This is a genomic window from Paenibacillus sp. HJGM_3 (assembly GCF_045062745.1).
Lineage (GTDB): Bacteria > Bacillota > Bacilli > Paenibacillales > NBRC-103111 > Paenibacillus_AA.
Genome location: NZ_JBJGED010000022.1, coordinates 1 through 12,881 on the forward strand (window position 1 = coordinate 1; position 12,881 = coordinate 12,881).

General features: G+C 57.5%; 13 protein-coding genes. 5 read left to right on the top strand and 8 right to left on the bottom strand.

Annotated elements, in window-relative coordinates:
• Positions 1–213: 213 nt before the first annotated feature.
• On the bottom strand, positions 214–1,566 hold the full coding sequence (gene ylbJ, locus ACI5FR_RS22175; RefSeq protein ID WP_405458383.1) for a sporulation integral membrane protein YlbJ: 1,353 nt from the start codon (positions 1,564–1,566) through the stop codon (positions 214–216).
• Between the two features lie 505 nt (positions 1,567–2,071).
• Between ylbJ and ACI5FR_RS22180 the strand changes: the two genes are divergently transcribed.
• Together ACI5FR_RS22180 and ACI5FR_RS22185 are read left to right on the top strand one after the other, a co-directional pair.
• Positions 2,072–2,458, top strand: a complete 387-nt coding sequence (locus ACI5FR_RS22180) for a globin domain-containing protein (RefSeq protein ID WP_405458385.1) — start codon at positions 2,072–2,074, stop codon at positions 2,456–2,458.
• A 46-nt stretch (positions 2,459–2,504) separates the two neighbouring features.
• Positions 2,505–3,215, top strand: coding sequence for a DUF2225 domain-containing protein (locus ACI5FR_RS22185; protein WP_405458388.1), 711 nt, complete (start codon positions 2,505–2,507; stop codon positions 3,213–3,215).
• A gap of 22 nt (positions 3,216–3,237) precedes the next feature.
• On the opposite strand, the gene ACI5FR_RS22190 is transcribed toward ACI5FR_RS22185, so the two are convergent.
• The 3 genes from ACI5FR_RS22190 to ACI5FR_RS22200 form a co-directional block, all read right to left on the bottom strand.
• Positions 3,238–4,344, bottom strand: coding sequence for a diguanylate cyclase (locus tag ACI5FR_RS22190; protein ID WP_405458389.1), 1,107 nt, complete (start codon positions 4,342–4,344; stop codon positions 3,238–3,240).
• Between the two features lie 127 nt (positions 4,345–4,471).
• Positions 4,472–4,714, bottom strand: a complete 243-nt coding sequence (locus tag ACI5FR_RS22195; RefSeq protein ID WP_405458391.1) for a hypothetical protein — start codon at positions 4,712–4,714, stop codon at positions 4,472–4,474.
• Positions 4,711–4,911 (bottom strand): YycC family protein, encoded by a 201-nt coding sequence (locus tag ACI5FR_RS22200; protein WP_405458393.1) that lies wholly within the window; start codon positions 4,909–4,911, stop codon positions 4,711–4,713. The genes ACI5FR_RS22195 and ACI5FR_RS22200 overlap by 4 nt, the downstream gene beginning before the upstream one ends.
• A gap of 158 nt (positions 4,912–5,069) precedes the next feature.
• Here ACI5FR_RS22200 and ACI5FR_RS22205 point away from each other — a divergent pair, with 158 nt between their 5' ends.
• Positions 5,070–6,866 (top strand): M3 family oligoendopeptidase, encoded by a 1,797-nt coding sequence (locus ACI5FR_RS22205; RefSeq protein ID WP_405458394.1) that lies wholly within the window; start codon positions 5,070–5,072, stop codon positions 6,864–6,866.
• A 206-nt stretch (positions 6,867–7,072) separates the two neighbouring features.
• Here the strand turns inward: ACI5FR_RS22205 and ACI5FR_RS22210 are convergent, their stop codons facing one another.
• The 3 genes from ACI5FR_RS22210 to ACI5FR_RS22220 all read right to left on the bottom strand — a co-directional run bounded on the left by ACI5FR_RS22210 (position 7,073) and on the right by ACI5FR_RS22220 (position 10,308).
• On the bottom strand, positions 7,073–7,888 hold the full coding sequence (locus tag ACI5FR_RS22210) for an ABC transporter permease (RefSeq protein ID WP_405458396.1): 816 nt from the start codon (positions 7,886–7,888) through the stop codon (positions 7,073–7,075).
• Positions 7,885–8,916: an ATP-binding cassette domain-containing protein gene (locus tag ACI5FR_RS22215; protein WP_405458397.1), complete on the bottom strand. Its 1,032-nt coding sequence runs from the start codon at positions 8,914–8,916 to the stop codon at positions 7,885–7,887. Before ACI5FR_RS22215 ends, ACI5FR_RS22210 begins: the two co-directional genes overlap by 4 nt.
• Before the next feature lie 144 nt (positions 8,917–9,060).
• Positions 9,061–10,308 carry a methyl-accepting chemotaxis protein gene (locus tag ACI5FR_RS22220; RefSeq protein ID WP_405458399.1) on the bottom strand — a complete coding sequence of 416 codons (1,248 nt, stop codon included), beginning with the start codon at positions 10,306–10,308 and terminating at the stop codon, positions 9,061–9,063.
• Positions 10,309–10,590: 282 nt separating this feature from the next.
• Here ACI5FR_RS22220 and ACI5FR_RS22225 point away from each other — a divergent pair, with 282 nt between their 5' ends.
• Together ACI5FR_RS22225 and ACI5FR_RS22230 are read left to right on the top strand one after the other, a co-directional pair.
• Positions 10,591–10,818 (top strand): hypothetical protein, encoded by a 228-nt coding sequence (locus tag ACI5FR_RS22225; protein WP_405458401.1) that lies wholly within the window; start codon positions 10,591–10,593, stop codon positions 10,816–10,818.
• Positions 10,819–11,012: 194 nt separating this feature from the next.
• The gene (locus ACI5FR_RS22230) at positions 11,013–11,381 is read left to right on the top strand and encodes an O-methyltransferase (protein ID WP_405458402.1); all 369 of its coding nucleotides are present in this window, start codon (positions 11,013–11,015) and stop codon (positions 11,379–11,381) included.
• A 120-nt stretch (positions 11,382–11,501) separates the two neighbouring features.
• Here ACI5FR_RS22230 and ACI5FR_RS22235 read toward each other — a convergent pair whose 3' ends face one another.
• Positions 11,502–12,731 carry an MFS transporter gene (locus ACI5FR_RS22235; RefSeq protein WP_405458403.1) on the bottom strand — a complete coding sequence of 410 codons (1,230 nt, stop codon included), beginning with the start codon at positions 12,729–12,731 and terminating at the stop codon, positions 11,502–11,504.
• Positions 12,732–12,881: the final 150 nt, after the last annotated feature.

Genomic DNA, 12,881 nt, shown 5'->3' on the forward strand with positions numbered 1-12,881 from the left:
CCCCGGCCGGCCGCCAGCTCGTGGAAGCGGTCTTTCGTCTGTACCGAAATGGCGTCGCCGCGGTGGACTACGTTATATTTCACTATGGGCTCTCCCCTTCACCTTGTGGGGTTTCTCTAAACACATAGTCTCATCATAATCAATTCCGCCTCAAGACACAATGGGACAAGTCATGCCAATTGGGGAATCGGGACCCGTGAATTTGGGCGAACGCTACCGCTCGGGGGGCCCGAGCATGCGGGAGACGCCCCGGAACACAGGTCGCACAAAAGCGTACAGCAGCCTAATCACCAGGAGCGCCAGCAGCAAGAGCCATGGAAGCACAAGCGGCGAGGCTATGAACCACGGCGCCAGCTCGCCAGCTAATTCATGCCCGCCGACCAAGTCTCCGCTAATCCCTCCTGCTTGATTTCCAGTGTCTCCGGCAACGTGACCCGCAACCTTCTCCGCACCCACTGGGAATCCCAGAGAGACGCTCACGTTCAGCATCGTGTGCCGCAGGGGCTGAAGCGGCGTCCACAGCATGTAGACGAGCAAGGTGGCGAGAATCGCATGAATAGCCCGCGAAGCGACAAAGGGGCCGTAGCGCAAATTCGTGCGGTTCAGGAGGCTGACGATTTGCGCATGGACGCAGAGGCCGCCCCACGACAAGATGAACGCGGCCGCCGCCACCTTGTGCGGCAAGAGCACGTGTGCGCCGGCGTCGGCCGCCGAACGGGCTCCGAGCGTCACCTCGGCCAAGCCGTTTATGAACGGCTGGGCGAGCTCGCGAGGGAGACCGACGCCGCGCAGCAGCCAGGCGATCGCATCGGCAAGACGGCTCATTACGTGCGTGATGCTCATCATCTCCAGGATGACGCAAAAGAACACGACCAAGCCGCCGACTACGAGAATGAGCCGCAGCGATGACTGCACCGCATCCGTCAGCATAATGCCGAAGGCGCGCCCGTCGCGAATGCGGGCTTGATGCATAGCGGCCAGCGCCCGCCAGGTCAGGCCCGGCCCGGCCTTGCCCTTGAGCGGCTGCAGTGGCGCTACGAACGACTGCCGGCTGCCGTGGAACCGCATCAGGAAACCGATGACGAGCGAAGCGCCATAATGGGCGACCCCGAGGATGACGGCCAAGCTTACATCGTGGAAAAACCCGACGGACACGGCGCCGATCAGGAAGATCGGGTCCGACGAGGTGGTGAACGCGACGAGCCGTTCGCCCTCGTCGCGCGTGACGAGCCGCTGGTCCCACAGCTGGGAGGTCAACCGGGCGCCGACCGGATAGCCGGAGGCGAACCCCATCGCCAAGACGAAGCCGCCTATGCCGGGCACACGGAACAGAGGGCGCATCAGCGGATCGAGTAGGGTGCCGAAGAAATGCACGATCCCGAAGCCGAGCATCAGCTCCGAGATGACGAAGAACGGGAACAAGGCCGGGAACAGGATGTCCCACCAGATGGAGACGCCTTCCATCGCCGCCTTCCACCCCTCGCCGGGATAGATCAGCATCAGACCGAATAGGGCGGCGAACAGAGCCGCGACGAGCGTTGTCGACCAGTGCCGTAGCGTTAGCATGGAATGTCCTCCCGGAAAAACGAAATCGTTGGACTACCTCCTTAACATATATGTGGGCAAGCCCGGCGTCATGCGGACAAACGGTCAATGAAAACGAATACAAAATATTGGGCATTTGCTGAATTTTCGGTTCATTTGTGGTACAATATAAGTAGCTCCTCTCGACGGAAGTCGAAGAAGCGGATTCATCGTTTGAGGCAGGTTTTTATGCCGATTCAGCAGCCCTTTTTCAAGAAGGTAACCCGTTCTGAATCTGTAAAAAAAAGCCGACGGAGTGATGCCTATGATGAGCGTGGTAGCGGGGTTAATCGTATGTGCCTTCGTTTTTGTCATTAAGGAAACATTGATGAGCTCAGCGGAGGAGGATATGGAGAACTAAGGATGATCGCCTATCCGGCCATCACATGCATGCGGTGCTGTCTTTTCGCGAGAAAGGATAGCATCGTTTTATTTTTCTATTGTATAATGATGGGTAGAACAGACTAACAGGCAGGAGCAAGGAACTATGACATCCGAACAGCATGACTTAACGATATATGAAGCGATAGGCGGCGCGGAAGGCGTGCGCAAGCTGGTCGAGGCGTTTTACCCCGAGGTGAAGGCGCATCCTGGCATCGGACCGCTCTTCCCCGAGGACATCACCCCGGTCATGGAGAAGCAATATATGTTCCTGACCCAATTCTTCGGGGGACCCTCGCTATACTCGGATCAATTCGGCCACCCCATGATGCGGGCCCGGCACATGCCGTTCCCGATCACCCCGGAGCGGGCGGAAGCGTGGCTCTCCTGCATGGAGAAGGCGCTTCGAACCATCGGACTCGAGGAGGACCTGCAGAAGGTCGTGCTGACGCGGCTGAGCGGGCCGGCGCATCATTTTGTGAATACGTACTAGAGGCGCCCGGCGTCGTCAATCTGTACGTGAAAGGAAGGCTTCTTTCGTGGAAATCGCCCCCCTGTATCAGATCAAGGTCAAGTGCATTTGCTGCGAGCAAGAGTTCCAAACCTCGCGCGTGCGGCCCAGCTTCAAGAAATCCAAAGGGACGGATACGGATTTTTGCGTCCATTACAAGGAGATCAATCCGGAGTATTATGTCGTGCGGGTGTGCCCGTACTGCGGGTTCTCGTCGACCGAGAACTTCTCGGATCGGATGACGCCGAAGCAGAAGGAAGAGTACTACGACCGCTTCGGCAAAAATTGGTCCGCCCGCGAGTTCGGCGGGGATCGGGATTGGGCGACGGCGATGCAAACGTTCAAGCTCGCGCTCCTGTCCGCTCAGGTGAAAAACGAACGGAGCCGGATCATTGCGGGCCTGCTGCATCATATCGCCTGGTTGTACCGGGAGAAGGGCGACAGGGAGCAGGAGAACCGCTTCCTCGAGCATGCGCTCGACGCCTACGTGCGCGTGTTCGAAGGCGAAGAGGACAACATGAACAACGCCCGCCTCATGTACTTGATGGGTGAGCTGAACCGGAGGTTGAAGCGGTATGGCGAAGCGATTCGCTGGTTCGGCCGCGTTATCAACGACAAGAAGATTATGGACGCGGCTATGATTCGCGCTTGCCGCGAACAGTGGGTCGTGACCCGCGAAGACATGCTGGCCGACAAGATGGAGCTGCCGGACGAAATGAAGGAAAAGCCCAAAGGATGATTGCATCCTTTGGGCTTTTCCTTCACCGGGCCGAGGTAGCGGTCTCGGCCGGCAGCTCATAGAACGTGTAGCGGTTTTTCCCGCTGCGCTTGGAGGCGTAGAGCGCCTGATCCGCCTTCGACAGCAGGCGCATCAGGTCGTCGCCCGGCGTGCCGGCGATCGAGACGCCGATAGAGATCGAGATTGTCCCGCTCGGCTGGCATTCCCGGCCCTCGAACGGATACTCCTCCACCGCGCGGCAGAGCCGCTGGGCGAGGAAGGCGATCATACGGAAGTCGGTGGAGTGGCACATCACGACGAATTCCTCGCCGCCGTAGCGGGCCACGTAATCCTGCTCGCCGACGGACTGGCGCAGCAGCTGGCCGACTTCCCGCAGGAGACGGTCGCCCTGCAGATGGCCAAGCGTGTCGTTGTAGTTCTTGAAGTTGTCGATGTCGATCATGAGCACGCTGATGGGCCGCTTTTGCAGCATGCTGGAGGCGATCTCCGTGAATCCGCGCAGATTCGGGAGCATCGTCAGCCGGTCCTGGTTGGCCTCGAGCTCCAGCTGGCGGTGCTGCAGCCACCGGTTGTGCTCGTCGTTGTACATTAGGATGAGCACGGCGACACACGTGACGCTGATGCAGAGCATATAGGCATTCATGGCTATGAAGCCCCACATAGGGATGGTGGAGACCAGGGAGCCGGCCGTCAGCTTGAAGACGAACAAGATCAAACAAGCCTGCAAACCGCGGACGAGGGAGATGTGCGCGTTCGCCATCAGTTCGTCCTTCCGGTGCAGCAATCCGCTGATCAGCGCAGGCAAGAGCAAGCCGTCCAGCAGCTCATAGGCCAAGTAAGGGCCGTGCAGCCAGAGGGCGTAAAGTGCAGGCAAGATGGCGGACAGCAGCGCTAGCGGCCAGCCGAAGCGCAGCCCCGTCATCATGATGGGAATGAAGCGCAAATCTTTTATAATCAAGTCGGTTGGCAAAGGGATCAGCATCATCAGGATCGACGATAAGCCGGTCAGAACCGGGACGGCCAGCCATTCCATCGCCCCGTCGAGGATGCGGTTCCGTATTTTCAACGCGATATAACTTAATGTAACGAGCGTGCAAGCGTTCGTGACCGGGATCACATAATCATCCATAAGTTCATTCGCTCCTGAAACGAGGACCTAACTGTGTTCGCAAAAGGATGATATTCGACACGATGGGTCTTTTTTCCTCTTTTTCTTTTCCCGGCCGGGACAAAAGACACGGGCAGTGGGTCTCTCGCTATGGAGCAGCCTGCCGCAGAGGGCGGTCTGCCAGCAAATAATCCGCATCCGCATCGATCGCGGTGATCTTCTCATGGCAGCAGGGGAAGACGATCAACCATTTGCGACCGTCTCGAATCGTTTGCAGGTGCTTGGTCTTCAGGGGCAGCAGGACATTGGATTGGCCGCAGAACGGGCATTCATGGACGTAGATGTCGCCCCGGACCGTCTCGTAAGGCCACGTGTTCCGGAAGGGGATCATGATTCCGGCTTCCCTTCCGGGTCGGGCGACTGCAGCTCGGGCTTCGCCTGCTCGCGGACGGCCTGCTCCTCCTGGGCCAGCTCGGCCAGCTTCCGCATCAGAATATGCTGCGGCATATGCATCAGATGCTCTATCGGCATATGGAGCCGCTTGGCCAGCTTGACGGCCGTTTCCGCGGAGATAGGCAATGGTTTCATACGATTAGGCCTCCAATCATAAAACTACAGAATACTATAGTTATACACTACTTTAGAGGGAAGTCCAACTTCAGTTCACGTACCGCAATATTTGAAATCGAACGGAAGTGTGGTTTAATGAAAAGGTACATAAGCCGCACAAGGAAAGGTGAGATTCTATGAAGCAACCGCTCAGTCTCGTATGGGACCTGGATGTGATTTTCCCGGGAGGTAGCGGCTCCCCGTCGTTCGCGCAGTTCCTCGACCGGCTCGAGCAACAGATGACGGAGTTTCTCGCCGGCCTGGAGCAGCTGCCTCAGCCGATCGAGGATCCGGAGCGTACGCTGGCTGGGATCGCGGAGTCGCTGCAAACGATCCTGCTGGGCATTCGGGAAGCCGATTCCTTCGTCTCCTGCCTCACGGCAGAAAATCAAAACGATAAAAAAGCGATTCAGCTGAACGGCCGCGTCGCCATGATGGGCGCTCAATTCAGCTCGGTTATGACCCGTTTCGAGCAAGTGCTGCTGAACATTCCGAACGAGGCGTGGACGGACTTGCTGCAGCGGGACGCGTTCCGCCCCGTAGCGTATCCGCTCGAGGAGCGCCGCCAGCTGGCGCAGGAGAAGCTGCCTCCGGAGCAAGAGACATTGCTGAACGACTTGGCCGTGGACGGGTATCACGGTTGGGGGGAGCTGTACAATACGGCGGTCAGCAAGTTCAAAATTCCGTTCGAAGAGGGCGGGAAGACGGTCGAGCTGTCGGCCGGGCAAGCCCACAACAAGCTGTCCAACCCGGATCGCGCCGTGAGAGCGGACGTATTCCGGAAGTGGGAGGACAAGTGGGGCGAGCTGGGCGATTTTTGCGCGGATGCGCTGAACCGACTGGCCGGCTTCCGCCTCCAGACATACAAGCATCGGGGCTGGGGCGCCGTCCTGAAGGAGCCTCTCGACATCAACCGCATGAGCGACCGCACGCTGCAAGTGATGTGGGACGTGATTGAGCGCAATAAGCCGGTCTTCGTCGACTATCTGAAGCGCAAGGCGCAGCTGCTCGGCCTGGAATCGCTCGCTTGGTACGATGTCGAAGCGCCGCTCGGCTCGACGACGAAGCCATATCCGTTCGACGAAGCGGCCACCCTGATCGTGGAGCAGTTCCGCAAATTCAGTCCGAAGATGGCCGACTTCGCCGCCATGGCGTTCGAGAAGCGCTGGATCGAGGCGGAAGACCGGAGCGGCAAGCGTCCCGGAGGGTTTTGCACTTCGTTCCCGATCAGCGAACAGACGCGGATCTTCATGACGTACGCCAATACGGCCGACAACGTCTCGACGCTCGCTCACGAGCTCGGTCATGCGTACCACCAGCACGTCATGAACGACATTCCGGCGCTCGCCCAGGAATATGCGATGAACGTGGCGGAGACCGCCTCGACGTTCGCCGAGATGATCGTCTCCGATGCGGCCGTGAAGCAGGCCGCGAACGAGGAGGAGCGGCTGTCGCTCCTGGAGGACAAGATCGGGCGCTCGATCGCGTTCTTCATGAACATTCACGCCCGGTTCCTGTTCGAGACCGAGTTCTATGAGAAGCGGCGCGCCGGGCTGCTCAGCGTCGAAGAGCTGAACGAGCTTATGGTCAGCGCCCAGCGGCGGGCGTTCAAGGACACGCTGAGCGAGTACCATCCTCACTTCTGGGCGTCCAAGCTGCATTTCTATATCACGTCTGTGCCATTCTACAATTTCCCGTACACGTTCGGCTACCTCTTCAGCGCCGGCATCTACGCGCACGCACTCAAGGAAGGCGCGGGGTTCGAGGACGCGTACATCGCCCTGCTCCGGGATACGGGCAGCATGACGGTGGAGCAGCTCGCGCAGAAGCACCTCGGCGTCGACCTGACCGCGCCGGACTTCTGGCAGAACGCCGTCGACCTGGCGGTCGCCGACGTGCAGGAGTTCCTGAAGCTGACGGAATCGAAGGTATAGGCATCTAAAGTTTCCATACGTATAAGGAAAGGCAGCCGAGACATTCGGCTGCCTTTTTGCTACTACGGCACATGGGAGAATGGAATTGACATCGCACGAATGAGGGGACACGCTTAATCGACGCTCGTTCCACTTCCTCCTGAACTTTGATTAAATGAATTTTTTTCATCTATTTTGATTGAAGGGCTCCAGAGGCGTACATCAGCTCAGGTCCGACGCATATAGGCGCGTACCGTGAGAGGAGCGAATATTAACACGATGACAGCCGCACCGATAAGGGAGATCGTGAGATCCCAGCCTACGGTACCCGAATTGGTTAAATCCCGAACGGCGGTAATGAGGTGCGAGATCGGATTGATCTTCACAAACCACTGGAGCCAGTGGGGCATGGTGTCGACCGGTACGAACGCATTGGACAGGAACGTGAGCGGGAACAAAACGAGCATCGAGATCCCCTGCACACTCGAGGCGGTACGGGCGATTACTCCGAAGAAAGCGAAGATCCAGCTGATGGCCCAGGAGCAAACAATCACAAGAACCGCTGCGAGGAGGACTTGATCCAGACCTCCGTCCGGTCGATACCCCATGATATAGCCCATCGTAAAGGTGAGCGTAGTGGCAATGGCATACCGAATCGTGTCGGCCAGGAGGGCGCCCGCCAATGGCGCGATCCGGGCGATAGGCAGGGACTTGAAGCGGTCAAATACCCCTTTATCCATATCCTCGCGCAGCTGGACACCCGTGACGATGGAGGTCGTAATGACAGTCTGTACAAGGATTCCGGGAATGATGACCGGCAGATAGTTTTGTACATCACCGGAGATGGCGCCGCCGAAGATGTAAGTGAACATCAGGGTGAAGATGATCGGTTGCAGGGTCACGTCGAACAATTGCTCCGGGGTGCGGCGTATCTTCAGAAGCCCTCGATAGGCCATCGTTAACGAATGGCGTACCGCTTGGCCGAAGCTTGTATGGTTTTTCAATTTGCGTCGAATGGGGGTCTTCGTCATGGCATGACTCATAGAGCAGCCTCCTTTACTAGGTTCGATGCATCGGAGGCCTGTGTCGCGTTGTCCTTCACACCATGACCGGTGATCGTTAAAAACACTTCGTCGAGGGTCGGTTTCTGCACACTGATCTCTGACAAGGGAATGCCCGCTTCGCGCAGGGCGATCAGCAGATCGGTGACCCGGTCCGCATTCGCCATCGGCGCATTGAGCTTCCCGGCTTCCGACGACACATTGGACGGAACCTGGAGCACACGTTCGATGATCTGCCGGGCAACCGCGAGATCCTGCATGTTGTGGATCCTCAGGTGCAAGGAGGAAGTACCGACTGACGCCTTCAATTCATCCACGGTTCCTTCGGCCACGACATGTCCGCGATCGATCACCGCAATCCGGTCAGCCAATTGGTCGGCCTCATCGAGGTACTGTGTCGTAAGGACGACGGTAGACCCCGTCTTGACCAGCCGGCGGATCGTATCCCACATCTGTCCGCGGGTGCGCGGGTCGAGTCCGGTCGTCGGTTCATCCAGGAAGATCAGCGGAGGCTGGGCAATGAGGCTCGCCGCCAGATCCAGCCGGCGACGCATGCCGCCGGAGAAGTTTTTGAGGGGCCGCTTCGCCGCCTCGGTCAAGCCGAATTCCTCCAGAAGCTGCGCGGCCTTTTGCCGAGATTCTGCGCGTCCTAGCCCGAGCAGCCGGGAGAAGATCACCAGGTTCTCCGTCGCACTGAGCGACTCATCGACCGAGGCGTACTGACCGGTCACGCCGATCAACTGACGGACAATCTGCGATTCCTTTTCCACGTCGTAGCCGAAGATTTTGGCCGAACCTGCGTCGGGTCGAAGCAAGGTCGCCAGCATCCGGATGGTAGTCGTCTTGCCTGCTCCGTTCGGACCTAGCACCCCGTAGATTGTCCCGGCGCGGACATTTAGATTCACGCCATCTACGGCCCGATTGTCGCCGAACACTTTGACAAGTCCGTGCGCTTCCACAGCCCATTCCCTCGAGTGAGGCTCTCGTTCATTTCTGTTTCGATTACTCATGGTCATTCCTCCTAGTCGTTCTACAAAAGGAATGGTACCTTTCCAATATGAACTGAATGTGAACAATAGGAACAAGAAGGCCAGGACGTCACCGCTGCGGGGTGAGTTCCTGGCCTTTCGTTAACACAATTCGTTCTTATTTGCTTATTGAAGCCGGAAAATCTGGATCGTGCGCTGCAGCTGGCCGACCGATTGGGCCAATTGCTCGGATTGTCCGACCATCGCTTCCACGGCGGCGATCTGCTCGTTCATGGCTGAGGAGACCTTCTCCGTGCCGGCGGCGGACTGGATCGTGATGGCGGCGATGTTGTCCATCGTCGTCGAGATCATTCTCGCGCTGTCTAGCATCCGCTCGCTCTCGGAGGCGAACTGCCCGATCTGCTCGGTAATGAACTGGATGCTGTCTACGATCCGCGCGAACACCGCCTCGGTCTCCCGGATGAGGCTCGTCTGCGTCTGCACGATCCGCTCGTTCTCGTTGATCTGCTTCAGCGCATTGTCGATCCCTTGTCCGATGCTGCGGACCAGCGTGAACACCGCCTTCGTCGACGTCGCCGACTCCTCGGCGAGCTTGCGCACCTCCTGGGCGACGACGGCGAAGCCTTTGCCCTGCTCGCCCGCGCGGGCCGCCTCGATAGAGGCGTTCAGCGAGAGCAGGTTCGTCTGCTCGGCGATCTCGGAGATCGTCTGGGTAATCTTCGAGATGCCGTTCGCTTCCTTGGCCAGCTGATCGATCGTCTGGGCCAGCGTGGAGGTCGCTTCCACGTTCCGCTCCATACCGGCGCTCTGGCTCTCCACCGCCGTGCGGCCCTGGTGGATCAAGACCAGCATCGACTCCGACTTCGTGTTCATTTCTTTGGTTGAATCCGTGTATGTAGACACCTTCAGCTCGATTTCCTTAATGGCAGTAGCCATGCGCTCGATCTCTGCGGCGATCTGCTGGGAGCCGGAGGCCAGCTCGCTCGCGCTGTAGGTCACTTGCCCCATCACTTGCTTCAAATTCTGGTTCTTGCTGCTGCTGTCCCGCGAATTCTCGGCGACGCTGCGTGCGATGCCCGTCGTTTCGTTCAGAATATCGCGAAGCTTGTCGATCATCTTGTTGAAGGACCGGCCGAGCTCGCCCAGCGCGTCGTTGCTCGTCGCGTCGACCTTAATGGAGAAGTCGCCCTTCGAGATGTTAAGCGCCACCCGGGACATGTTGTCGATCGGGTCTGTAAGCGCTCTCTCCAACCAGCTGATGAAAGGATAGCTGGCCCCGATCAAGAGCACCGCGACAATGACGGACAAGAGGCCGGGCGCGAGCACCAAGAGAGCGGCGGCGAATACGGCCACAAGCGTGTAGCAGCCGATCTGCAGCTTATGTTTGAACGATAAGGCCTGAAACCAAGACATGATATGACCCCTTTTCCAGAAGTAGGATGCGAACCGGAATAGGTAAATTATAGCATGTCGAAAGAAATCGGTCTACGTAGGAGTAGGTCTTGTCCGTTAGGCCTCAAGTCCCTACCAACCGGGATAGGAAAATGCCTATAATGGAAGTAGAGTTGCCCCCTAAAACTTGTCTGGAGATACGAATGGTATCTCGAAACGGTTTTTTCATTCCATGCCGAACGGTGTCATCCCCGCGATCAAGATGGACCGCCCCGTTTAGGTCAGAAATGAGGGATTCCCAATATGCCCACATTAGCGAATTGCAAGGGCTGCGGCAAGCTCTACGTGCAGCAGAGAGCGGAATATTGCCACGACTGCCAGGCGCAGAACAATCGGTATTTTATGAAAATACGGGAGTTTCTTAAATCCAATCCGAAGAGCACGGTGATGGAGATCAACGCCAAAACCGGCATTCCGGTGTCCAAAATACTGGAGCTGCGCAACTCCGAATTTGTCCCGTTCGGTTCTTAGATTGACCGGCATACATAGCCCGAGATAGGCCCAACGTCCCCCTTTGGACGGATGGGCCTTTTGTATGAACTTTACAGGGGAGATAGTCATAATATGTAAAACTATGTGGAATAAGGAAGAATCCGTTTCTATACTTGGCCTTAGACTTCAAGATCCGACATCCGTCTCTATCATTCTACGAAAGGAGGTCGTACATGGTCATACCGCAATTACCCCTAGCCCGGCAGTTGGACATCGTGTTTCAACAACTCCGCAATGAGCTGTCCTTGCACCCTTCCGGGACCGTCTTTATCCAAATCCGCAACAACCTTATCGGCAAATTCGGCGTTCGCCATCTTCCGTTCGAAGCGAAGGACGGCAAGTTCGAGCAGCAGCATCAAAAGGGACTGTCCGGTACGCAAATTTCCTCGTTCCTGCGAGTGGCCAAAGAATCATTGGCGTACAAGGCCCATTGGACGCACGGCGAGATCTACATGGACTATACCGTCCGCCAGAGCATGCTATGTGCCAGCGTCATGTTCGAGTCGAATTACAATATGGCTCATCTGATGCCTGTCGATTAACCATTCATCCGTATTTCTTCCGTTATTGCACTCATTAGATTTCTGAAAAAAGGTTGTCCCGGCAATTGCATGCTTGCAATTGCAGAGGACAACCTTTTCTTATAACACAGAATTTATTTCTTACTGCGCGGCTTGATTGCGCTGCTTGGTGGGGAGTGCTGTGTCCCGCGTGATCGAGAAGCGGGGGAGCTTGAGCAACACGGCGATGATCAGCAGCACGGCGCCCGTGATGGCGAAGACGACCGGAATCGGTACCTGCGTGGCGGTGAAGCCTCCGATAAGCGGACCGAGCAGCAGACCCATCTGGTTGGACGACTGGTTCAGGCTGAACGCGCGGCTGCGGAACGCCGGGTCCGTCCGCTCGGCGATGAACGCGTTGAGCGCCGGATATACGGCGGCGAAGAACAGGCCGTAGCCGAAGCGAAGCGAGCCGAAGCCGATCAGGCTGTGGAAGAACATCTGCAGAATATTCCCGATCCCGCCGCCCAGGAGGCCGATGAACAATACTTTCTCATAGCCGACCCTAGTGCCGTACTTGCCCCACCAAGGCGCTGCGATCAATGTGGCGACCCCGACCGAGGAGAAGATGATGCCGGAGTACAAGGAAGCGGACGACGCGTCCGAGCCGATCTTCTGCACGTAAATCGTGAGCAGCGGCTCCAGCACCATGACGGACGTCGTCGTGACGAACACGACTACGAAGGCGATCATCAGGCTGCGGTTGGAGGCCGCTTCCTTCAGATCCTTCACGACCGAGGACCGTTTCGCCGTCGTTTTGTTGAAGGAAGGCTCCTTCACCCAGAACAGGCAAATCAGGAACGCGATGAACACCATGGTTCCCGCCAGTGCGAACGTATCGCGGGGTCCGACAACATGGCTCACGATGCCTCCGATCAGCGGACCGATAATCGACGCCGCGGCGCTCGACGTGGAGATTACCCCTAGCGCATACCCCATCTGCTTTTCCGGGGTGTTGGTGGCGATCAGCGCGATCGCGGAAGGGATATAGCCGGCGAGCAGCCCTTCCAGGATGCGGGCGCCGATCAATTGATAAGGACCCTCGACGAGGAAATATAAAAAGTAGCAGCACGACAGGCAAATGCCGGCCCGGAGCATCATCGGCTTGCGCCCGTACTTGTCCGCGAGCGAGCCCCAGAAGGGGGCGATCAAAGCGCCGGCCAGGAAGGTAACCGCGAAGGTTACGCCGGTCCAAGCTTCCAGGTGGCTCGTCACGCCAAGATCCTCTTCCAGGAAAATCGACATGAACGGTACCGAGACGGAGTAAGCCATGCTGACCAGAAACGTGCCGATCCACAATACAATCAAATTCCGTTTCCATGAAAAAGCCAAAATCAAGCACTTCCCTGCGTTAGTTTAAAGGACAATTCCCCTTGCCCATCATACCACTTCGCGCCTTCCGTGCCCGATAAAGGATTGTTATGGTCCGATAGAAAGTGTTGATGGAGGCGGATACATGCAAGCGCCGGCAGGGAAGCGGTC

Excerpts from the sequence above, each read along its gene's own strand:
- ylbJ (WP_405458383.1), bottom strand. The coding sequence starts at position 1,566 with ATGCTAACGCTACGGCACTGGTCGACAACGCTCGTCGCGGCTCTGTTC.
- ACI5FR_RS22180 (WP_405458385.1), top strand. The coding sequence starts at position 2,072 with ATGACATCCGAACAGCATGACTTAACGATATATGAAGCGATAGGCGGC.
- ACI5FR_RS22190 (WP_405458389.1), bottom strand. The coding sequence starts at position 4,344 with ATGGATGATTATGTGATCCCGGTCACGAACGCTTGCACGCTCGTTACA.
- ACI5FR_RS22195 (WP_405458391.1), bottom strand. The coding sequence starts at position 4,714 with ATGATCCCCTTCCGGAACACGTGGCCTTACGAGACGGTCCGGGGCGAC.
- ACI5FR_RS22200 (WP_405458393.1), bottom strand. The coding sequence starts at position 4,911 with ATGAAACCATTGCCTATCTCCGCGGAAACGGCCGTCAAGCTGGCCAAG.
- ACI5FR_RS22205 (WP_405458394.1), top strand. The coding sequence starts at position 5,070 with ATGAAGCAACCGCTCAGTCTCGTATGGGACCTGGATGTGATTTTCCCG.
- ACI5FR_RS22210 (WP_405458396.1), bottom strand. The coding sequence starts at position 7,888 with ATGAGTCATGCCATGACGAAGACCCCCATTCGACGCAAATTGAAAAAC.
- ACI5FR_RS22215 (WP_405458397.1), bottom strand. The coding sequence starts at position 8,916 with ATGAGTAATCGAAACAGAAATGAACGAGAGCCTCACTCGAGGGAATGG.
- ACI5FR_RS22220 (WP_405458399.1), bottom strand. The coding sequence starts at position 10,308 with ATGTCTTGGTTTCAGGCCTTATCGTTCAAACATAAGCTGCAGATCGGC.
- ACI5FR_RS22225 (WP_405458401.1), top strand. The coding sequence starts at position 10,591 with ATGCCCACATTAGCGAATTGCAAGGGCTGCGGCAAGCTCTACGTGCAG.
- ACI5FR_RS22230 (WP_405458402.1), top strand. The coding sequence starts at position 11,013 with ATGGTCATACCGCAATTACCCCTAGCCCGGCAGTTGGACATCGTGTTT.